The organism is Microbacterium sp. TPD7012 (genome assembly GCF_003075395.1).
Classification (GTDB): Bacteria; Actinomycetota; Actinomycetes; order Actinomycetales; family Microbacteriaceae; genus Microbacterium.
The window spans coordinates 308,769-329,249 of the sequence record NZ_QDFV01000004.1 but is presented as its reverse complement, the minus strand read 5'-3'; the positions used below and the strand labels follow the sequence as shown (position 1 = coordinate 329,249).

Here is a 20,481-nt window from a genome sequence, read left to right as displayed (position 1 = left end):
CGAGGCTGCCGGTTCCTGAGCGAGCGCAGCGAGACGAAGGGCGCACGCCCTACGCTCAGCCGACGCGGATGAGCTTCTTGTTGACGAACTCGTCGGCCGCCAGGTGTCCCAGCTCGCGGGCCGTGCCGCTGCGCTTGATGCCGCCGAAGGGCAGCTCGGGGCTGTCGGCGAGCACCAGGTTCACGTAGACCATGCCGGCCTCGATCCTGTCGGCCACGCGCTCGGCCTGGTCGGCATCCGTGGTGAAGACGTACGAGCCGAGACCGAAGGTGGTGTCGTTCGCCAGGGCGACGGCCGCATCCTCGTCCGCGACGCGGTAGACGACCGCTGCCGGTCCGAACAGCTCCTCGCGGTAGACGTTCATGTCGGGCGTCACGTCGGCGAGCACGGTCGGCGCGAAGAACGCGCCATCGCGGGTGCCGCCGGTGAGCAGCGTGGCTCCCTGCTCGACGGCCTGGTCGACCTGCTTCTGCAGGTTCTCCGCCGCCGTCTCCGACGACACCGGCCCGAGGACCGTGTCGTCGAGCATCGGATCGGTCGCCTTCACGGCGCCCATCGCTGCCGTGAACTTCTCGACGAAGGCGTCGTAGAGACCGTCGACGATGATGAACCGCTTGGCGCCGTTGCAGGCCTGGCCGTTGTTGTCGAGGCGCGCGTCGACACCCGCCTGGACCGTCGCATCCAGGTCGTCGGTCGAGAGCACGATGAACGGGTCGGACCCGCCGAGCTCCAGCGCGACCTTCTTGAGGTTGCGTCCGGCGACCTCGGCGACGGCGGCTCCCGCACGCTCGGAGCCGGTGAGCGACACTCCCTGCACGCGGGCGTCGGCGATCATCGTCGCGATCTGCTCGTTCGTGGCGAGCACGCTCTGGTACGCGCCCTTCGGGAACCCGGCGTCGTGGTAGATCGCCTCGAGAGCGGTCGACGACTCCGGGCACTGCGGCGCGGGCTTCAGCAGGATCGTGTTGCCCACGATGAGGTTCGGGGCCGCGAAGCGCACGATCTGGTAGGCCGGGAAGTTCCACGGCATGATCCCGATGAGCGGGCCCAGCGACGAACGGCGGATGATCGCCGAGCCCTCGCCGAGGATCGCGATCGGCTGGTCGGCCATGATCGCCTCGGCCTGATCGGCGTAGTACTCCGCGATGTCGGCGGCGAAGTCCACCTCGCCGAGCGCGGCCTCGCGGGGCTTCCCCATCTCGCGCACGAACACGTCGGCGAGCGCCTCGCGGCGCTCCCGGTGCAGCTCGGCGGCACGGCGCAGGAGCGCCGCACGCTCCGCGACGGTCGACGAACGCGACCAGTCACGGTGTGCCTGGTCGGCGGCCGCGACCGCCTCGTCGATCTGCGCGTCCGTGAAGGTGTCGAAGGACGCCAGCGTCTCTCCGGTGGCGGGGTTGATGACGGCGTAGTCGGTCATGATTCGTCCTCTCGTTCGGATGCCGGTCAGGAGACGGGGATCAGCGTGTACTTCGTGGACAGGTACTCGTGGATGCCCTCGAAGCCGCCCTCGCGTCCGACGCCGGACTGCTTGACGCCGCCGAAGGGTGCTGCCGCGTTCGACACCACGCCGACGTTGAGACCCATCATGCCGGTCTCGAGCTTGTCGATCATGCGCTGGCCGCGCTGCAGGTTCTCGGTGAAGACGTACGAGACGAGTCCGTACTCGGTGTCGTTCGCGAGGCGCACGGCCTCGTCCTCGGAGTCGAAGGTCGCGATCGCGAGCACCGGTCCGAAGATCTCCTCACGGAGGATCGCCGATCCCGCCACGACGTCGGTGAGGACGGTCGGCTCGTAGAACGTGCCGGTGCCCTCGACGGCCTTGCCGCCCGCGAGCAGGGTGGCGCCGCGGCCGACGGCCTCGTCGACGAGCTCGCCCGCCTTGGCGACGGCATCCTCGTCGATGAGCGGTCCGATCGCGACGCCCTCTTCGGTGCCGCGGCCGATCTTCATCGCCTTGACGCGCTCCGTGACGCGTGCGGCGAACTCGCCCGCGACGTCCTTGTGCACGATGAAGCGGTTCGCCGCCGTGCACGCCTGCCCGATGTTGCGGAACTTCGCGGCGAGCGCCCCCTCCACGGCCTTGTCGAGGTCGGCGTCGTCGAAGACCACGAACGGCGCGTTGCCGCCGAGCTCCATCGACACGCGCAGCACGCCCTCGGCCGCCTGGGCGATGAGCTTGCGGCCGACCTCGGTCGAGCCGGTGAAGGACAGCTTGCGCAGACGCGGGTCGGCGATGATGGGGGCCGACAGCGCGCTGGACTTCGACGTCTGCACGACGTTGACGACACCGGCGGGGAGACCCGCCTCCTCCAGCAGCTTCGTGAAGAACATCGTCGTGAGCGGCGTGAGGGCCGGGGGCTTGATCACGACGGTGCAGCCGGCGGCAAGCGCGGGCGCGATCTTGCGGGTCGCCATCGCGAACGGGAAGTTCCACGGCGTCACGAAGAACGACGGTCCGACCGGCCGCTGCGACACGACCATGTGGCCGGTCCCCTCGGGGTTGATGCCGTAGCGGCCGCTGATGCGCACGGCCTCCTCGCTGAACCAGCGCAGGAACTCGCCGCCGTAGCCGACCTCGCCGCGCGCCTCCGCGAGCGGCTTGCCCATCTCGAGCGTCATCAGCAGCGCGAGGTCCTCCTTGTGCACCTGCACCAGGTCGAACGCCCGGCGGAGGATCTCGCTGCGAACGCGCGGAGCGGTGGCCGCCCACGAGTCCTGAGCGGCGACCGCGGCGTCGAGCGCGCGCTTGCCGTCGGCGGGCGTCGCGTCGGCGATCGTCCGGATGACGGCTCCCGTCGCGGGGTCCTGCACGTCGAAGGTGCCGCCGGTCTCGGCATCCGTCCACTCGCCGCCGATGAAGAGGCCGGTGGGGATGCTGTCGAGCAGCGCCTGCTCGGTCTGAATGCTCATGGATTCTCTTTCTGTGGGGAGGAGTGCGGGGTCAGCGACGGCGGAGGCTCGGCGGAGCGTCGATGCCGAGGGTCTCGCCGCGGAAGAACGCGGGCCGCTTGACCCGCTGCCAGATCATCACCGCGATGCCCACCACGATGATGAGCATCCCGAGGATGAAGACGATGCCGACGCCGCCGATCTGCGATCCGGATCCGTATGCCGGATCCATGGAGTCGATGAGGGTCGTGAAGAACAGCACCGCGAGGATGATGCCGCCGACGAGGGGGAACAGGAACGTGAAGAAGAAGTTCCTCGTCGAGTCGAACCACTGCTTGCGGAAGTACCAGACGCAGGCGAAGGCGGTGATGCCGTAGTAGAAGCAGATCATCATGCCGAGCGTGAGGATGGTGTCCCACAGCGTGTCCTCGCTGACCACGCGCATGACCGCGTAGAACGCGGAGGCGACGATGGCCGAGACGATGGTCGCGTATCCCGGGGTGAAGAAGCGCGGGCTGACCTTGGCGAACGACTTCGGCAGCGCGCCGTAGTGGCCCATCGCCAGGAGAGTGCGCGCCGGGCCGACGAAGGTCGACTGCAGCGACGACGCCGAGCTGGTCAGGACCGCGAGCGACACGAGGAAGGCGAGCGGGCCGAGGATCGGACCGGAGAGGTGGAAGAACACGTTCTCCTGGATGTCCTCGTTGCCGAGCCCGAGGTCTCCCGTGCCGACGCCCGCGAACATGATCATCGCGACCGCGAGGAGCAGGTACAGCGACACGATCGTGAGCACGGTCAGTGTGGCGGCGCGTCCCGGGGTCTTCTCCGGGTCCTTGGTCTCCTCGTTCATCGTGAGGGTGACGTCCCAGCCCCAGAAGATGAAGATCGAGAGCGAGAGACCGGCGGCGACGGCGCTGAACGACGAGATGGCGAACGGGTTGAACCAGTTGAGGTCGAACGGCTGATAGTCGAAGCCGTTGCCGTTCACCGCCTGCACGATCGCGGCGCCGGCGAAGAACACAAGCACCAGGATCTGGAAGCTGACGAGCCAGTACTGCAGCTTCTGCGTGGTCTGCATGTCGCGGTAGGAGACCCAGGTCGCACCGAGCATGAAGAGCAGACACACCCCGATGTTGATCCAGGTGTTGCTGGCGAGCGCCGAGATGTCGGGATTGTTCGTGATCTGCGAGAGCAACAGGAACAGGAAGTCGACCGCGACGCCGGCGAGATTGGACAGCACCAGGATCGTCGCGACGATGAGGCCCCAGCCGGCCATCCACCCGATCCACGGGCCGAAGGCCCTGGTCGCCCAGGTGAAGGAGGTTCCCGAGTCCGGCATCCGGTTGTTGAGCTCGCGATAGCCGAAGGCGACGAGGAGCATCGGGATGAAGCCGACGAGGATGATGGCGGGGATCTGCGCGCCGACGACGGATGCCGTGGGCCCGACCGCCGCCGTGAACGTGTAGGCGGGCGCGATGCAGGAGATGCCGATCACGACCGCGCCGATGAGGCCGATCGTCCCGGCGCTCAGGCCCTTCGTGGAGATGCCGGTCGTGACACCGGATTCGGGCTCCGTCGCCCGATTCGTGCTGCTCATCAGCGGACTCCTGCTTCGGCGCGGGTGCGCGGGACGACGATCATCGGGACGGGCAGCTCGTGCAGCATCTTCGCTGCCGTGGAGCCCAGGAACAGTCGGCGGGGCTGAGCCAGCCGGCTGGAGCCGACGAGGACGACCTCGCCGGGGAGCCAGGAGAGATGCGCGACCGCGTCCTCCACGGTGTCGCCGGGCGCCCGCTCGACGGCGGCGGTCCGACCGTCGGGCAGCAGCTCCGAAGCGACCGCGAGAACCTCCTGCGAGTGCTCGTCGCCGACCACGCGGATCGCTCCGGTGTCGAGTCCCGGCGGGACGTCGAAGGGCACGAGCGACACGAGCCGGAGATCGACGTCGGCGTCGCCCGCGAGGGCCACCGCCTCGTCGAGCAGCGCGTCGGCGCCCGGGCGGGTGCCGACGGCGACCGTGACGCGCGGGATGACGTGATCGTCCTGCTGCGCCGAACCCACCGGCGCGAGCGCGACCGGGATCGTCGACGAGTGCAGCAGCTCCGAGGCGACGCTGCCGAGACGATGCCGACCGAGGATGCCGCCTCCGGCAGCACCGACCACGATGACGCGTGCGCCGAACTCCTCACCGGCGGCGATGAGTCCCTCGGCGAAGGACTCCGCGAAGCGCACGTGCCCGCTGCGGGTCAGCTCCTGCGGCAGCCGGACGATCGCGTCGGCGAGCCACTTCTTCGCCTGGCCGCGGATGTGCTCCTCGTAGGCGCGCTCCGGAGGGACCGCCGCGCTGCGCGTGCCCTCGTTCGGGAGCACGATGACGAGGTGCAGCGTCGCCCCGAGGCTGCGGGCGAGGCGGGCACCGAGTGCTGCGGCATCCGCTCCGGTGTCCGTCGCGGTGTAGCCGACGACGACCGAGCCGGTCATCAGACGCCGCCCTCGGCCGAGCCGGCGTCGCGGATCGCGTCGACGATGTTCGCGGCGGCGAGCTGCCCCATGCGGATCGCCCCGTCGACGTGCTGGTAGCCGGCGCCGGCCAGGTCGCTGCACGCGAAGTGGATCGGTCCGACGGGGGTGCGCAGGTCGGCGCCGTAGCGGTGCAGGCCTCCCATGTCGAAGCTCGCGGCGTAGGCACCGCGGGTCCACTCCTCGCTGCCCCAGTCGCTCTCGTAGTAGACGACGGGGTTCTTGGCCTCGGCGCCGTAGTAGTGCGAGAGCGACTCGAGGATGCGCTCCTTGCGCTCCTCCGCCGACAGCTCGAAGACGCCGTCGGCGTTCGCGTCGGACACGAAGCCGACCAGCGTCCCGCGCTCGTCGCCGTGATTGGTGTTGTCATACGCCTCGTGCACGAGCTCGTACGGGCTGAAGGCCGTGGCGCTCAAGCCGTCATTCCGCCAGAAGGGCGTCTCGTAGACCGCGTGCACCTTGATCACGAACCCCATCGACAGGTGCTGGTGCATCTGGTGCTGGCGGCGCGGCAGGGGCGGGACGAACGAGATGCGGTGGTACAGCACCGGCGCGTGGGCGAGGATCGCGTAGCGGGCGGTGACCGTGAGATCGTCGGTCGTCGCGCGGACGAACGGGGTCCCCGAGCCGGTCGACGGCCCCCACTCCAGGCTCCGCACGGGCTGGTTCAGCAGCACGTCGTCGCCCAGACGCTCGGCGAGGCGGAGCGGCACCTGCTGCAGACCGCCGACCACGCGCTTGTCGAGGATGAAGTCGGCGTCGACGAGGTTCGAGTACGAGCCGGCGGATGCCGCCATGAGCAGCGACTGCAGCAGAGAGAAGGAGTGCGTGGGCTTGGTGAGCATCGCGGTGCCGGTGGCGAAGGCCAGGTTGCGCACGGCCTCGTCGTCGTCGGTCTGGGCGCGCAGCCAGGCGTCCCAGGTGACGGTGTCCCATTCCTCGGCCTGAGGGTGCGCCCAGGGGCGATCCGGGTCGATCTCCGCGACCATCGCGTCGAGACGCTCGGTGATCTCGGCGATCACGGCCTCGGTCGCAGGCGACACCGGGAACATCTCACCCGTGAAGCGGTGCGACGTGCCGTCCGGGCCGACATACACGCTGTCGCCCTCGCGGTAGCGGCTGTACGTCTCGAGCCCCAGTTCCTCGATGGCGTCCTTCAGCGCGTCCTGATCCGGAGAGACCCACTGCCCGCCGATCTCGAGCATCGCGCCCTCGATCACGTCGGTCCACAGTCGTCCGCCGACACGGTCGCGCGCCTCGAGCACGGCGACCGAGAGGCCGGCCTTGCGCAGGTCGTTCGCCGCCGTGAGCCCTGCGGCTCCGGCGCCGATGATCAGTACGTCGCGTGTGATCTCAGCCATGTGCAACTCCTTCGTTGGGGGATGAAGTGCCGGTCGCGACCCGCAATCCCCCGATCAGGGTCGCGACCGGACGTGTGTGTCAGGCGGCGGCGAGAGCCGCGGCGACGATGTCGAGTCCTTCGTTCAGCAGATCGTCGCCGATCGCGAGCGGAGGCAGGAAGCGGATGACGTTGCCGTACGTGCCGCAGGTGAGCACGATCACGCCCTGGGCGATGCAGGCCTTCGCGACGGCGGCCGTGAGCGCGGCATCCGGCGCGTTGGTCTCGGGGTCCACGAACTCGGCGGCGATCATCGCGCCGTGGCCGCGGACATCGCCCACGCGGGCGTCGCCCTGCTGGATGGCGGTGAGGCGGTCGGTGAGGATCGTGCCGATCTCACGCGCGCGCTCGATCACGCCGTCGTTCTCGAACACGTCGATCGCGGCGAGCGCCGCGGCGCAGGCGATCGGGTTGCCGCCGTAGGTGCCGCCGAGGCCGCCGGAGTGCGAGGCGTCCATGATCTCGGCGCGGCCGGTGACGGCGGCGAGCGGGAGGCCGCCGGCGATGCCCTTGGCCGTGGTGATCAGGTCGGGCTCGATGCCGAAGATCTCGCTCGCGAACATGTGGCCGGTGCGGGCGAAGCCGGTCTGCACCTCGTCGGCGATGAAGACGACGCCGTTGGCACGGCACCAGTCGACGATGGCCGGCAGGAAGCCCTCGGCGGGAACGATGAATCCGCCCTCGCCCTGGATCGGCTCGATGATGACGGCGGCGAGGTTGTCGGCGCCGATCTGCTTCTCGAGCTGCAGGATGACGCGGGCCGCGGCCTCGGGGCCGGCGAGGCCGTCGCGGAACGGGTACGACATGGGCGCACGGTAGACCTCGGGCGCGAACGGGCCGAAGCCGCTCTTGTACGGCATCGACTTGGCGGTGAGGGCCATGGTCAGGTTCGTGCGGCCGTGGTAGCCGTGGTCGAAGGCGACGACGGCCTGGCGACCGGTGTGCTTGCGGGCGATCTTGATCGCGTTCTCGACAGCCTCGGCGCCGGAGTTGAACAGGGCGCTCTTCTTGGCGAAGTCACCGGGCGTGACCCGGTTCAGCGCCTCGGCCACCTCGATGTACGACTCGTAGGGCGAGATCATGAAGCAGGTGTGGGTGAACTGCGCGGCCTGGGCGGCGACGGCGGCGGCGAGCTTCGGGTGCGCGTTGCCGACCGTCGTCACGGCGATGCCGGAGCCGAGGTCGATGAGCGAGTTGCCGTCCGCGTCCACCACGACGCCTCCGCCGGCGGCGACGGTCGCGACGGGGACGGTGTGGCCGACACCGGCGGCGACGGCATCCGCCTTGCGCGCGAGGATCTCGGCCGAGCGGGGCCCGGGAAGCGCGGTGACGAGGCGTCGCTCCTGGGGGAGCTCGGGTCCGCCGAGGGGAACTGCAACAGCTGCGGTGTCGAGGAGTGCCATGCTCGCGAGCGTACGGCGGCATCGGACACCGCCGCACTCGCCCGACTGTACAATCTGGAGAGTCGGATCGCCGACCTGTACAACGGGAGTCCACCATGGCCGCTGCGGAAGAGCCCACGCTGCGGGCACTGCTGCACCGTCGCGACCTCGGTCTGACCCTCGTCTCGCACGAGGATGATCTCCCCGAGAGCGCGCTCGACCGGTCGCTGCGGTGGGTGCACAGCTCCGATCTCGAGGACCCCACGCCGTTCCTCTCCGAAGACCTGGCGCTGCTGACCACCGGCCGGCAGTTCGACGAGCCGGGCGACATCGGCGCCTACGTCGGGCGTCTCGCCGACCGCGGGGTGCTCGGGCTCGGCTTCGGCACCGAGGTGCACCGCTCCGGCATCCCGGAGGAACTCGTCCACGCCTGTGCCGCGAAGGGGATGCCGCTGTTCGAGGTCCCCTACCGCACGCCGTTCATCGCCGTCGCCCGCGCGCACTCCGAGGTCATCGCCGCGCAGGCCTACGCCCGCCGGTCGTGGGCGCTCGACACGCAGCGTGCTCTCGCCCTCGCCGCCCTCCGTCCGCATGGCCTCGACGCGACGATCGCCGAGCTGGGCCGGCGCCTCGACGTCTGGGCCGGGATGTACGACGCGGCCGGAGCGCTGCTGAGCTCGCATCCGCGCGATGCGGTCGAGACCGGCGTGCTCGACGACCTCGGCGAGCGCGTGATCGAGATCCTGGCCCGCGGACTCGAGGCCGGCCAGTCGCTCACGCTCGACGACCGCACCTTCACTCTCTTCACCGTCGGCCGGGGCGGGCACCTGCGCGGCGTCATCGCGCTCGCGATCGACGTGCTCGATGCGGAGGCGCGTTCGGTCGTGACCTCGGTCATCGCGATGGCGGGGCTGGCCATGGAGCAGAGCGAGCAGCTGGCCCGGAGCCGACGGCGGCTGCACGCCCAGCTCCTCGGCTCGCTGCTGACCGATGACCCGGGACTGGCCCGGCGCGTCCTCGGCGGCCTCCCGCCCGCCCCCATGCTCGTCGCCGTCGCGGCCGATGCTCCGGCGGGGACGCTCACCGACTGGTGGGAGCGGCACCGCTCCGAGCACGGCACGCCGTTCTTCCTGGCCGAGTCCGAGGAGGGCGTGACGCTCTGCCTGTCCGAGGCCGACGAGAACCTCCTCGACGAGGTCGCCGTGCGCTTCGGCATCCGCATCGGCGTCTCCGACCCGGAGGGCTACGACGCGTTCTCGCGCGCCCACGCGCAGGCCCTGACGGCACTCCGCCAGCAGGGCGAGCGCGGTGCGGTGAGGTACGCCGACACTGTCGGCTCGAGCATCCTCACCGCTCTCGCGACCGATGAGGCGCGACTCGTGGCGGAGTCCCGCCTCGCACCGCTGCGCGAGCACGACGCGCGGACGGGCGCGGATCTCGAGCGCTCGCTGCGCACCTGGCTGGAGCACGACGCGCGCGCCGAGTCCGCCGCCGCCGCGCTCGGTGTGCATCGGCACACGCTCCGCTCCCGTATCGCCCAGGCGGGAGGGATGCTCGGGATCGACCTGTCGTCGTTCCCGGCTCGAGCCGAGCTCTGGACGCTGCTGCAGACCGCGAGGGACTGAGCGCACATCGCTCCGGTCGCACCGTCTCACCGATCGGGGTCGATCACCCCTGCGTTCTCGCGACCGGAGGGGCGGCCGGGTCAGCGGGGTGCAGGTAGCGGCTCACGAACTCGTCGAAGAGCACGACCATGTCGACCGACTCGTCGAGCAGCCACTGGAGCTGGATCCCGTCCATGACGGCGCTGATCAGACGCGCGGCCAGCGCAGGGTCGATGTCGTCGCGCACCTCACCGGCTTCCTGACCTCGGCGGAGGATCTCCTCGGCCTCGACGGCGCGCGTCCGGTAGCGCTCGGAGAAGTCGTCATGCGAGGGATGCTCGGGGTCGGTCGCCTCCGCCGAGACGATCGCGTACAGCGAGGTGAGCCCGCGAGAGGTCTGGTTGTGCGCGACGACGCGCCTCGCCTGCTCGAGCAGCGTGTGCTCGGCAGGGTCGCCCGCCGCGGCGCGCACCTTCTCGTCGCGCTGGTGGATGACCTCGGCGAAGAGCTCGTCCTTTCCGGCGAAGTGATGAAGGAGCCCGGCGGGCGTCACCCCGACGCGCTTGGCGATCTCCCGCAACGAGCCTCCATGGAAGCCCGTGCGGGAGAACACCCCGAGCGCCTCGTCGACGATGGCCTGACGCCGCGCCTGCCCCGTCGCATAAGGGCCGCGGGTTCCGCGGGAGGTCACCGGTCGTTCATCCGCATCCACAGCCAGCTCTCTTCCCACGGTCCGCGGCGGCGGGGTCTCAGCCGTGGTGGCCGCCCGCTCCCCACGACGAGCCGAACACCTGCTGCTTCATCGCCGGCCGCAGGCGCTGCTCCATCTCGCGATCCACGAAGTAGTCCTTGAGCTTATCCCCCGTGAGCTCGTTGCCGATCGCCGCCATGATCATCGACTGATCGAGCGACAGGTAGCGTTCGGCGACGGTGCCGCTGCGCACGGCGACGGCATCGTAGAACCCGCCGGGGCCGTAGGCGCCGAGGTCCTGCTCGATGCCGTGGAGATTGCTCAGCGCACCCTCCCGGTCGTAGGGCAGCGCGAGGAAGGCGGCGTGCGGCGTCACGACACCGTCGCCGAACGCGGGGGCGGGATTCGTACCGACCGTGCAGCCGGGCCGGTCGACGTCGACGTCGGTCTTCTCGGCGTCGGACGTGTATCCGTCGGATCGCATGCCGGCGATGTCGACCCCGTACTCCGCATATCCGCCGAAGGGATTGCTCGCGGGCGAGAAGCCCCAGTATCCGTAGCCGGCCTCGTCGAGCCCGTGCTGCTTCTGCACGGCGACCGTGATCGGGTGGTTGAGCTTCCAGGACTTCGGGCCCCACTTCGTCTCCGGTACGAGCAGGTCCGGCATGAGCGACTCGAACATGCTGCCGCCCCAGCTCGGGACGAACGACATCCCCTCGTACGTGTACGCGCCCTCCCAGACCTCGACGCCGTCGTAGGTGCGGTACTCGCCTTGCGGGAGCTGCTCCTGCCAGGCCCAATCGCAGCCCGGGGGCATGGTGCGGTGCGTGCCGTACAGCGCCGTCGCCGGGATCTGCCCGTTGGCGATGCCCAGGTAGGTCGCGATGCGGCTCTCGCTCACCGTCGTGTCGTAGTGATGGCACGTGTAGTAGGCCGTCGCTCCCGACCCGTTGTACATCGGCGCCGCGACGCTGCAGTCCGGCGGTGCGGCATCCCAGAATCCTCCTCGATTCGTTCCGGCCGGGAGCCCTGCGGCGCCGGCGGGATCGAAGAACGCGGCGAAGTCCATGGAGTCGTAGAGTGCGTCGGCCTGCGCCGCGAGCGCGGGCTCCGCCTCGCGCACGATGCGCAGCGCGGCGGCCAGCCAGCCGTTGTCGACCGTGCTGAGGAACGGATGCACGGCATCGCCGGAGTCGGGCCAGGTCGTCAGCTTCTCCCCGGTCGCGGGCGAGTACCAGTTGTAGAACATACCGCTCGCGTCGTTGCGCTCGAGTCCGGCCAGCGTCTCGAGGGTCGCGGACATGCGCGAGCGCGCCTCGTCGGCGGTGATGATGCCGAGGTCGCGCGCGGTGACGGTCGACCAGAGGTACCCGCCGATGTTCGTCGGCGAGGTGTAGGCACTCGAGGTCTCGAGATCGCCGGTGACGTTGTCGGCAGGAAGCCCGGTCTCCTCGTCGGTCATCGCCACGAGGGACTGCCAGGTGTCCTCCGCCCATCGATTCAGGTCCTGGGTGCCTGGTCGTCCGCCACCCGCCGCGGCGGGGCCGGCGAGGGCCAGGCCGGCGACGACCACTCCGATCGTCGCCACTGCACTCATCCATCGCTTCATCGCGTCTCCTCATCGAGAACGGCGCTGCGGATCGCAGCGCGACTGACACGCGAAAACCTAACATGTGTTCAGTGTTGGCTCAACCCCCTCTGCCGATCGACGATGGCGACGGGATCCCGTTCAGCGCGGTGCGTGCGCCTCGAGGAACTCGTACACATCCGTCGTGTCGACGCCGGGGAACGACCCGGTCGGCAGTGTCGCGAGCAGCGTGCGGGGCGTCTTCACATTCGGCCAGGAGTTCTCGCGCCAGCGCTCCTCGAGGTCTGCGGGCGCCTGCCGGCAGCACACCTCGACCGAGTGCTTCGATACCCCGCGATGCGCGGTGTCTCGTCCGACGAACCACTTCGTGTCGTCGAAGCGCACGCCCACGCTCACCGAGTGCAGCCCTTCGCTCGACGCCTCGACGCGGGCCGTGCACCAGTAGGTGCCGTTGCCGGTGTCTGTGTACTGGTAGTAGGGATTGAAGCGGTCGTCCTCGTCGAAGACGACCCGGCTCGTCCACCGCCGGCAGCACATCTGGCCCTCGATCGCACCGAGGCGGTCGGTCGGGAAGTTGACGTCGTCGTTCTCGTAGGCCTTCGTGATCGTGCCCGACTCGTGCACCTTGAGGAAGTGCACGGGGATGTCGAGGTGACGCGTCGCGAGGTTCGTGAAGCGATGCGCCGCGGTCTCGTACGAGACGGAGTACGCGTCGCGCAGATCCTCGATCGAGATGGATCGCCGCTCCTTGGCATCCTTCAGCGAGGGCACGACATGCGCCTCGGGGATGAGGAGTGCGCCGGTCAGGTAGTTCGTCTCCACGCGCTGACGCAGGAACTCGGCATAGCTGTGCGGTTCGGAGTGCCCGAGGATCCGGCTCGACAGCGCCTGCAGCACGGCCGTGCGGGCATCCCCCTTGGCCGGCACGCTGCTCGACAGGTACAGGCGCCCGTGCGCGAGGTCGGCGACGCTGCGTGTCGTCTGCGGCAGATCGGGCGCGTAGTGCAGCGTGAATCCCAGGTAGGCGGCGATCTCGGATGCCGTGCGCTGGGTCAGCGGACCGCCGGGATGGCCGACCGCCGCCAGGATCTCCGAGGCCTTCGCCTCGAGGTCGGCGAAATGGTTGTCCTGCCGGCGCATGAGGTGCCGCAGCTCGACGTTCGCCCGCCGCGCCTCCTCCGGGGTGGCCGCACGCTCATCGCGCAGGCGGTCGATCTCCCCGTGCAGGGCGAGGAGCGCCTTGAGGGCGTCGGTCGGCACCGACTTCGCGATGCGGAACGGATCGATCCCGAGCGCCCGGAACGTCTGCCCCTTCATCGCACGCTCCAGTGCGATCTCGATCGCACTGCGCTCGTCGAGGGGCTCGCCCTCCAGCAGCGCGTCGAGCGTGACGCCGAGGGCACGCGCGATGGCCTGCAGCTGGGTGAGCTTCGGCTCGCGTTTGCCCGTCTCGATCATCGACATCTGGCTGGGGGCGCGCTCGACCGCGGCGGCGAGATCGTCGAGGGTCATCCCCCGCGCCGTGCGGAGCTGACGGATGCGACGCCCGATCGTGAGGGCGTCGGTGTCTTCCGCGTCGGGGACCGGGGTCCCTGTGCCTGTCGAAGGGGTCATGGCCGCGATTCTGTCACAGAAACAGAATTTCGGGCATTCTTCACCCCCTGATCGGTCGTCGGAGGATGAGAACTTCACCCAGAGTGGATGCCAAGCCACCCACTCTCACCGAGGAGACACCATGACGAACACCGCAGCAACCCCCGCACCTCGCCCCGCCGGACTGCGCGCCGGCGACCAGGTACAGACGGCCGCGGAGCTCCGGGAGATCTGGGAGACCGACCCGCGGTGGGACGGCGTCGAGCGCACCTACACCGCGGAGGACGTCATCCGCATCCGCGGGTCCGTCCGCGAGGAGTCGACGCTCGCCCATCGCGGCGCCGAGAACCTCTGGAACCTCCTGCACACCGAGGACTACGTCCGGGCGCTCGGCGCCTACACCGGCGGTCAGGCAGTGCAGCAGGTGCGCGCCGGCCTCAAGGCGATCTACCTCTCCGGGTGGCAGGTCGCCGCCGACGGCAACCTCGCCGGCCAGACCTACCCCGACCAGTCGCTGTACCCGGCGAACTCGGTCCCCGCCGTCGTCCGCCGCATCAACAACGCGCTGATCCGCCAGGACCAGCTCGAGCATGCCGAGGCCCTGGCGGGAGAGGGCGAGATCACGCAGGACTGGCTCGCCCCGATCGTCGCGGATGCCGAGGCCGGCTTCGGCGGCCCGCTGAACGCCTACGAGCTCGCGCAGTCGCTGATCCAGTCGGGTGCCGCCGGCATCCACTGGGAGGACCAGCTGGCCAGCGAGAAGAAGTGCGGTCACCTCGGCGGCAAGGTGCTGGTGCCCACGCAGCAGCACATCCGCACGCTCAACGCCGCGCGTCTCGCGGCGGACGTCGCCGGCGTGCCGACCGTGATCATCGCCCGCACCGACGCTCTCGCCGCGGACCTCCTCACGAGCGACGTCGACGAGCGCGACCAGCAGTTCACCACCGGCGAGCGCACCACCGAGGGGTTCTACCGGATCCGCCCCGGGATCGAGTCGGTCATCAGCCGCGGCCTCGCCTTCGCGCCCTACGCCGACCTGCTGTGGGTCGAGACGGGCGAGCCCGACATCGAGCTCGCCCGTGAGTTCGCCGCCGCGATCCACGCGGAATTCCCCGGTAAGCTCCTGGCCTACAACTGCTCACCGAGCTTCAACTGGAAGCGCCACCTCTCCGACGCCGAGATCGCGACGTTCCAGCAGGATCTGGCAGACCTGGGCTACAAGTTCCAGTTCATCACCCTTGCCGGGTTCCATGCCCTGAACCACTCGATGTTCGACCTCGCCCGCGGCTACGCCGAACGCGCCATGAGCGCGTACGTCGAGCTGCAGGAAGCCGAGTTCGCCGCCGAGGCAGACGGCTACACCGCCACCAAGCACCAGCGCGAGGCGGGCACCGGATACTTCGACGTCATCTCCACCGCGCTCAACCCCGACAGCGCGACCCTCGCCCTCGCCGGCTCCACCGAAGCCGCGCAGTTCCACTGATCCCCGTCCTGGGTTGCTGAGCCTGTCGAAGCACCCACCTCACGCGAAGGACTTCATCATGACCACTCCCACCGCTCCCCCGACCACGGCTCCGATCCAGACGACCCAGCAGGGTCCGACGATCGCGGTCACCGGCCCGCTGCGCGACCGATACGACGAGATCCTCACCCCCGAGGCCATCGCCTTCCTCACCGAGCTGCACCACCGGTTCGCCTCGCGTCGCCACGATCGGCTCGCCGACCGCATGCGCCGCCGCTTCGAGATCGGCAACGGGCACGATCCCCGCTTCCGCGACGACACCGCCCACATCCGCGAGGATGCCGAGTGGCGCGTCGCCGGAGCCGGACCCGGCCTCGAGGACCGCCGAGTCGAGATCACTGGACCGACCGATCCGAAGATGACGATCAACGCGCTGAACTCGGGTGCGCGGGTCTGGCTCGCCGACCAGGAGGATGCCACGAGCCCCACCTGGAAGAACGTCATCGAGGGTCAGCTCTCCCTGCGGGACGCGATCCGGGGCGAGCTGTCCTTCACCTCCCCGGACGGCAGGGAGTACCAGGTCACCGCCGAGCACACGCCGACGATCGTGATGCGACCGCGGGGCTGGCACCTGCCGGAGAAGCACGTGCAGTTCACCGATCGGGCGGGGCGCCGCACCGCGGCATCCGGTTCGCTCGTCGATTTCGGTCTCTACTTCCTGCACAACGCGCAGGCGCTGATCGACGGTGGCCGCGGACCGTACTTCTACATCGCCAAGCTCGAGTCCAGCGAAGAGGCGAAGCTGTGGGACGACGTCTTCTCGTTCAGCGAGGAGTACATCGGCATCCCGCACGGGACCATCCGCGCGACCGTGCTGATCGAGACGCTGCCCGCCGCGTTCGAGATGGACGAGATCCTCTACGAGCTGCGCGACCACTGCGCCGGCCTCAACGCCGGACGCTGGGACTACATCTTCTCGATCATCAAGAACTACCGCGGCCGCGGTGCGCGCTTCGTGCTCCCCGACCGCAGCGAGGTCACGATGACGGTGCCGTTCATGCGGGCGTACACCGAGCTGCTCGTGCAGACATGCCACAAGCGGGGCGCCTTCGCGATCGGCGGCATGAGCGCGTTCATCCCGAACCGTCGCGACCCGGAGGTGACCGCGCGCGCGATCGAGAAGGTCTCGGCCGACAAGAAGCGCGAGGCCGGCGACGGCTTCGACGGCACCTGGGTCGCCCACCCCGACCTGATCCCGACGGCCCAGGCGGAGTTCGACGCCGTGCTCGGCGATCGCCCGAACCAGGTCGACCGTCAGCGCGACGACGTGCACGTCGAAGCGCGCGACCTGCTCGACCTCCGCATCGGGAGCGCGGTCACCGATCGGGGCGTGCGCGACAACGTGTCGGTGGCCATCCGCTACCTCGAGGCGTGGCTGCGCGGCCTCGGCGCCGTCGCGATCGACAACCTCATGGAGGATGCCGCGACGGCCGAGATCAGCAGGTCGCAGGTGTGGCAGTGGATCCACCAGGACCGCGTCACGCAGGAAGGGACGCCGATCACGGCGGAGTACGTGGAGGGGCTGATCACCCAGGTCATCGCCTCGGCCACCCGCAGCGCCGGCGACCGATTCGACGATGCCGCGGAGATCTTCCGCGAGGTGGCCCTGCAGGAGGAGTTCCCCACGTTCCTCACGCTCGGCGCCTACAGCCGCTTCCTCGTCGACGAGGACTGAGTCGACGGGCGAGGCCCCCGGGTGCGCGGTTCGGCATCCGGGGGCCTCGTCGCGCGCACGGTCGACTCCCTCCACCCCCTGTCGGCCCGTGGCCCGATCACTCGGCGTAGCCTGGATTCATGGCCGACGTGTGGACCGACATCTCCTCCGAGTTCCTGCATCTCTACCCCCGGGGGCGACGGCTGCTCGCCGTGGCGGGAGCGGATGCCGAGCGTTCGCGCCGCAGCGCCGACGAACTGTCCGCAGCGCTCAGCGCGACAGGATTGCAGGTCGAGCGGGTGCATACCGCCGACGGCGACGAGCAGGCTCTTCGCACCGAGGTGATCGCCCCGTTCCGCGCCACCGCCGAGAGCGAGAGCGTGCTCGTCGTCTCCGGCCCCTCCGCGCTGCTGAGCGAGACGGCCCGTGGGATGTGGCACTACGTCGTCTGGCAGCTGGCCGACGATGAGGCACCGCACACGATCGCCGCCGCGATCGTCGACGTCACCGACCCCGCGAACGCGAAGCGTCGCTTCGCGGACTACTGCGCTCTTCCGGCATCCTTCGGCGCGTGAGCGGGACGCCCGACCCGCGCTGATCCCCTCACGCGAACGACGCGGCCACCGAGTTGCGGTGATAGTCGAACACGATGCTCGTCCGCGTCGACGCGACGCTGCTCTGCGCGGAGAGGTGCTCCAGCACGAACTCGCGCATCTCCGACGAATCGGCGACCGCGATGTGCAGCAGGAAGTCGTCGTCGCCACCGAGGAAGAACACCTGGATCACCTGGGGCAGCACGCGCACGCGTTCGGCGAACTCGACGATGCTCTCGCGACGTCCGCTCGGACGCAGCGTCACCCCGATGATCGCCTGGAGTCCGGCGCCCAGCATCCGCTCGTCCACACTCGCGTGGAACCCCGTGATGACCCCGCGCTCGACGAGGGCGCGCAGCCGCGCGTGGGCCGTCGAGGGGGCGACCCCGAGTTGCCCTGCGAGCTCGGCGTTCGTCATCCGCCCGTCGGCCGCGAGCAGCTGGACGATGCGCGCGTCGGTGGCATCCAGCGCGGGCGCCCGAAGAGTATTCGGCTGGGGGCCCTTCGATGTCGTCTCCATGCGAACCATTATTCAGGATCGTCCGCTCTGGCGAATGATCTTCACAGAATCTGTTGCTGGACCGAAGTTTCTGCGAATCTGTATCCACGAAACCGAGCCCTGGAGGATCGATGAAGATCGGCGTGCCCACCGAGGTCAAGAACAATGAGAACCGTGTCGCGCTCACCCCCGCGGGTGCCGACCGCCTCGTCCACGAGGGCCACCGCGTGCTGGTGCAGTCCGGGGCGGGCGTGGGCTCGCGCATCGACGACGACGCCTACCGGGCCGTCGGCGCCGAGATCGTCGCGACCGCGGCCGACGTGTGGGGCGACGCCGACCTGCTGATCAAGGTCAAGGAGCCGATCGCGCAGGAGTACGGATTCCTCCGTCCCGACCTCACGCTCTTCACCTACCTGCACCTGGCCGCGGACCGCGCGCTCACGACCGCGCTCGTCGACGCGGGCACCACCGCCGTCGCCTACGAGACGGTGCAGCTGCCCGACCGCAGCCTTCCTCTGCTCGTACCGATGAGCGAGATCGCCGGACGGCTCTCGGTCACGATGGGCTCCTACTCGCTGCTGCGCTCGAACGGCGGCCGCGGCATGCTGCTCGGGGGCATCGCCGGCACCCCGCGCGCGAAGACCGTCGTCATCGGCGGTGGTGTCGCGGGCGAGCACGCGGCGGCGAACGCGCTCGGCCTCGGCTCCCAGGTGACCGTGATCGACATCTCCCTGCCCCGCCTCCGCGACCTCGAGCACCGCTACGGCGGCGCCCTCCAGACCCGCGCCTCGAGCCGCTACGACATCGCCGAGGAGCTGGCCACCGCCGATCTCGTGATCGGCTCGGTGCTGATCCCCGGCGCGGCGGCCCCGAAGCTCGTCACCGACGACATGGTCGCGGGCATGAAGCCGGGCGCCGTGCTCGTCGACATCGCCATCGACCAGGGCGGATGCTTCGAGGGTTCACGCCCGACCACGCACGACGACCCGACGTTCGCGGTCCACGACGCCATCTACTACTGCGTCGCGAACATGCCGGGCGCCGTCCCCGAGACGGCCACGCGTGCCCTGACCAACGCGACGCTCCCCTACGTCTCGGCGATCGCCGGCAAGGGCTGGGAGCGCGCGGCATCCGACGATCCCTCCCTCGCCAAGGGCTTGAACGTCCAGGGCGGGCGCATCACCCTCGACGCCGTCGCCCGGGCGCACGGCTTCGCGACCGCCTGACGCGGAAAGAACCCCGGTTCTTGATGACGACGCGCCCGGCATCCGGCGTGCCCACCCGAGTACGCTCTTAACGTGACCGAACGCGCTCCTCTCTCCCGCAAGCTGTCCGCCATCGCCGAGTCGGCGACCCTGAAGGTCGACGCGAAGGCGAAGGCCCTCAAGGCCGAAGGCAAGGACGTCATCTCCTACGCCGCCGGCGAGCCCGATTTCGCGACGCCGCAGTTCATCGTGGATGCCGCCGCCGAAGCCCTGGCCGACCCGGCGAACTACCGGTACACCCCGGCGGCCGGACTCCCCGCGCTGCGTGAGGCGATCGCCGCGAAGACCCTCCGCGACTCCGGTCTCGAGGTCTCCCCCAGCCAGGTCATCGTGACCAACGGCGGCAAGCAGTCGGTCTACCAGGCGTTCCAGACCGTCGTGAACCCCGGCGACGAGGTGCTGCTCCCCGCGCCGTACTGGACCACGTACCCCGAGGCGATCCGTCTCGCCGACGGCACCCCCGTCGAGGTCTTCGCCGGAGCCGACCAGGACTACAAGGTCACCGTCGAGCAGCTCGAGGCCGCCCGCACCGAGCGCACCACGGTGCTCGTGTTCGTCTCGCCGTCGAACCCGACGGGGTCGGTGTACACCGCCGAGGAGACCCGCGCCATCGGCGAGTGGGCTCTCGAGCACGGCATCTGGGTCATCACCGACGAGATCTACCAGAACCTCACCTACGAGGGCGTGACGGCGACGTCGATCGTCGCGGCCGTGCCCGAGGTCGCGGGCCAGACCATCCTCGTGAACGGCGTCGCGAAGACGTACGCCATGACCGGCTGGCGCGTCGGCTGGATGGTGGGCCCCGCCGACGCCATCAAGATCGCCGGCAACCTGCAGTCGCACCTCTCGAGCAACGTGAACAACGTGGCCCAGAAGGCCGCGATCGCCGCACTCAACGGTCCGCAGACCGAGGCAGAGCAGATGCGCGAGGCGTTCGACCGGCGTCGGAAGCTCATCGTCTCCGAGCTCTCGAAGATCGAGGGGCTCGTGGTGCCGAACCCGCTCGGCGCGTTCTACGTCTACCCTGACGTGCAGGGCCTGCTCGGCCGCACCTGGGGCGGGGTCACGCCGACCACCTCGCTGGAGCTGGCCGACCTGATCCTCGAACAGGCCGAGGTCGCCGTGGTCCCGGGTGAGGCCTTCGGCCCGAGCGGATACCTGCGCCTTTCGTACGCCCTCGGCGACGACCAGCTGCTCGCGGGTGTACAGCGCCTGCAGCGCCTGTTCGCCTGACCGGCCTCTGTTCTCCTGACCGGCCTCTGTTCTCCTGACCGGCCCG

Annotated in this window: 16 protein-coding genes; 6 read left to right on the top strand and 10 right to left on the bottom strand. The window is 69.7% G+C overall.

The genetic code is table 11. From position 1 onward, the window contains the following. Nucleotides 1–55 precede the first annotated feature (55 nt). The 6 genes from DC434_RS13050 to gabT form a co-directional block, all read right to left on the bottom strand. Entirely contained in the window at nt 56–1,420 is a 1,365-nt protein-coding gene (locus tag DC434_RS13050; protein WP_116635720.1) for an NAD-dependent succinate-semialdehyde dehydrogenase, read from the bottom strand. Between the two features lie 26 nt (nt 1,421–1,446). Further along, nucleotides 1,447–2,913, bottom strand: coding sequence for an NAD-dependent succinate-semialdehyde dehydrogenase (locus DC434_RS13045; protein WP_116635719.1), 1,467 nt, complete (start codon nt 2,911–2,913; stop codon nt 1,447–1,449). A 31-nt stretch (nt 2,914–2,944) separates the two neighbouring features. Continuing rightward, a complete protein-coding gene (locus DC434_RS13040; RefSeq protein WP_116635718.1) occupies nt 2,945–4,489 on the bottom strand; it encodes an APC family permease in 1,545 nt (514 codons plus the stop codon). Continuing rightward, on the bottom strand, nt 4,489–5,373 hold the full coding sequence (locus DC434_RS13035; protein WP_116635717.1) for a universal stress protein: 885 nt from the start codon (nt 5,371–5,373) through the stop codon (nt 4,489–4,491). The genes DC434_RS13040 and DC434_RS13035 overlap by 1 nt, the downstream gene beginning before the upstream one ends. Further along, nucleotides 5,373–6,773: an NAD(P)/FAD-dependent oxidoreductase gene (locus tag DC434_RS13030; RefSeq protein WP_116635716.1), complete on the bottom strand. Its 1,401-nt coding sequence runs from the start codon at nt 6,771–6,773 to the stop codon at nt 5,373–5,375. The genes DC434_RS13035 and DC434_RS13030 overlap by 1 nt, the downstream gene beginning before the upstream one ends. Before the next feature lie 79 nt (nt 6,774–6,852). Beyond that, complete coding sequence (gabT, locus tag DC434_RS13025) at nt 6,853–8,214, bottom strand: 4-aminobutyrate--2-oxoglutarate transaminase (RefSeq protein WP_116635715.1); 1,362 nt, start codon at nt 8,212–8,214, stop codon at nt 6,853–6,855. A gap of 95 nt (nt 8,215–8,309) precedes the next feature. On the opposite strand from gabT, the gene DC434_RS13020 reads away from it, so the two are divergent. Further along, nucleotides 8,310–9,818: a PucR family transcriptional regulator gene (locus DC434_RS13020; RefSeq protein WP_116635714.1), complete on the top strand. Its 1,509-nt coding sequence runs from the start codon at nt 8,310–8,312 to the stop codon at nt 9,816–9,818. A gap of 43 nt (nt 9,819–9,861) precedes the next feature. Here DC434_RS13020 and DC434_RS13015 read toward each other — a convergent pair whose 3' ends face one another. From DC434_RS13015 to DC434_RS13005, 3 genes are all read right to left on the bottom strand, one after another. Next, entirely contained in the window at nt 9,862–10,488 is a 627-nt protein-coding gene (locus DC434_RS13015) for a TetR/AcrR family transcriptional regulator (protein WP_243408923.1), read from the bottom strand. 58 nt (nt 10,489–10,546) lie between these two features. Then, nucleotides 10,547–12,085, bottom strand: coding sequence for a glucoamylase family protein (locus DC434_RS13010; RefSeq protein ID WP_243408922.1), 1,539 nt, complete (start codon nt 12,083–12,085; stop codon nt 10,547–10,549). 132 nt (nt 12,086–12,217) lie between these two features. Then, nucleotides 12,218–13,690 (bottom strand): helix-turn-helix transcriptional regulator, encoded by a 1,473-nt coding sequence (locus DC434_RS13005; protein ID WP_116635712.1) that lies wholly within the window; start codon nt 13,688–13,690, stop codon nt 12,218–12,220. A 121-nt stretch (nt 13,691–13,811) separates the two neighbouring features. Between DC434_RS13005 and aceA the strand changes: the two genes are divergently transcribed. The 3 genes from aceA (at nt 13,812) to DC434_RS12990 (ending at nt 17,420) form a co-directional block, all read left to right on the top strand. Then, a complete protein-coding gene (aceA, locus tag DC434_RS13000; protein WP_116635711.1) occupies nt 13,812–15,152 on the top strand; it encodes an isocitrate lyase in 1,341 nt (446 codons plus the stop codon). Between the two features lie 58 nt (nt 15,153–15,210). Next, on the top strand, nt 15,211–16,866 hold the full coding sequence (aceB, locus tag DC434_RS12995) for a malate synthase A (RefSeq protein ID WP_207769971.1): 1,656 nt from the start codon (nt 15,211–15,213) through the stop codon (nt 16,864–16,866). Between the two features lie 119 nt (nt 16,867–16,985). Continuing rightward, nucleotides 16,986–17,420, top strand: a complete 435-nt coding sequence (locus DC434_RS12990; protein WP_116635710.1) for a hypothetical protein — start codon at nt 16,986–16,988, stop codon at nt 17,418–17,420. A 28-nt stretch (nt 17,421–17,448) separates the two neighbouring features. On the opposite strand, the gene DC434_RS12985 is transcribed toward DC434_RS12990, so the two are convergent. Further along, complete coding sequence (locus tag DC434_RS12985; RefSeq protein WP_116635709.1) at nt 17,449–17,967, bottom strand: Lrp/AsnC family transcriptional regulator; 519 nt, start codon at nt 17,965–17,967, stop codon at nt 17,449–17,451. A 101-nt stretch (nt 17,968–18,068) separates the two neighbouring features. Between DC434_RS12985 and ald the strand changes: the two genes are divergently transcribed. Both ald and DC434_RS12975 read left to right on the top strand, forming a co-directional pair. Then, complete coding sequence (ald, locus tag DC434_RS12980) at nt 18,069–19,163, top strand: alanine dehydrogenase (protein ID WP_116635708.1); 1,095 nt, start codon at nt 18,069–18,071, stop codon at nt 19,161–19,163. Nucleotides 19,164–19,235: 72 nt separating this feature from the next. Beyond that, nucleotides 19,236–20,435 (top strand): pyridoxal phosphate-dependent aminotransferase, encoded by a 1,200-nt coding sequence (locus DC434_RS12975; RefSeq protein ID WP_116635707.1) that lies wholly within the window; start codon nt 19,236–19,238, stop codon nt 20,433–20,435. The last annotated feature ends 46 nt before the right edge of the window (nt 20,436–20,481 follow it).

Coding starts and splice junctions, on each gene's coding strand:
- DC434_RS13040 (WP_116635718.1), bottom strand. CDS start 4,489: ATGAGCAGCACGAATCGGGCGACGGAGCCCGAATCCGGTGTCACGACC.
- gabT (WP_116635715.1), bottom strand. CDS start 8,214: ATGGCACTCCTCGACACCGCAGCTGTTGCAGTTCCCCTCGGCGGACCC.
- DC434_RS13020 (WP_116635714.1), top strand. CDS start 8,310: ATGGCCGCTGCGGAAGAGCCCACGCTGCGGGCACTGCTGCACCGTCGC.
- ald (WP_116635708.1), top strand. CDS start 18,069: ATGAAGATCGGCGTGCCCACCGAGGTCAAGAACAATGAGAACCGTGTC.
- DC434_RS12990 (WP_116635710.1), top strand. CDS start 16,986: ATGGCCGACGTGTGGACCGACATCTCCTCCGAGTTCCTGCATCTCTAC.
- DC434_RS12985 (WP_116635709.1), bottom strand. CDS start 17,967: ATGGTTCGCATGGAGACGACATCGAAGGGCCCCCAGCCGAATACTCTT.
- aceA (WP_116635711.1), top strand. CDS start 13,812: ATGACGAACACCGCAGCAACCCCCGCACCTCGCCCCGCCGGACTGCGC.
- DC434_RS13050 (WP_116635720.1), bottom strand. CDS start 1,420: ATGACCGACTACGCCGTCATCAACCCCGCCACCGGAGAGACGCTGGCG.
- DC434_RS13005 (WP_116635712.1), bottom strand. CDS start 13,690: ATGACCCCTTCGACAGGCACAGGGACCCCGGTCCCCGACGCGGAAGAC.
- aceB (WP_207769971.1), top strand. CDS start 15,211: ATGACCACTCCCACCGCTCCCCCGACCACGGCTCCGATCCAGACGACC.
- DC434_RS13035 (WP_116635717.1), bottom strand. CDS start 5,373: ATGACCGGCTCGGTCGTCGTCGGCTACACCGCGACGGACACCGGAGCG.
- DC434_RS13045 (WP_116635719.1), bottom strand. CDS start 2,913: ATGAGCATTCAGACCGAGCAGGCGCTGCTCGACAGCATCCCCACCGGC.
- DC434_RS13010 (WP_243408922.1), bottom strand. CDS start 12,085: ATGAGTGCAGTGGCGACGATCGGAGTGGTCGTCGCCGGCCTGGCCCTC.
- DC434_RS13030 (WP_116635716.1), bottom strand. CDS start 6,773: ATGGCTGAGATCACACGCGACGTACTGATCATCGGCGCCGGAGCCGCA.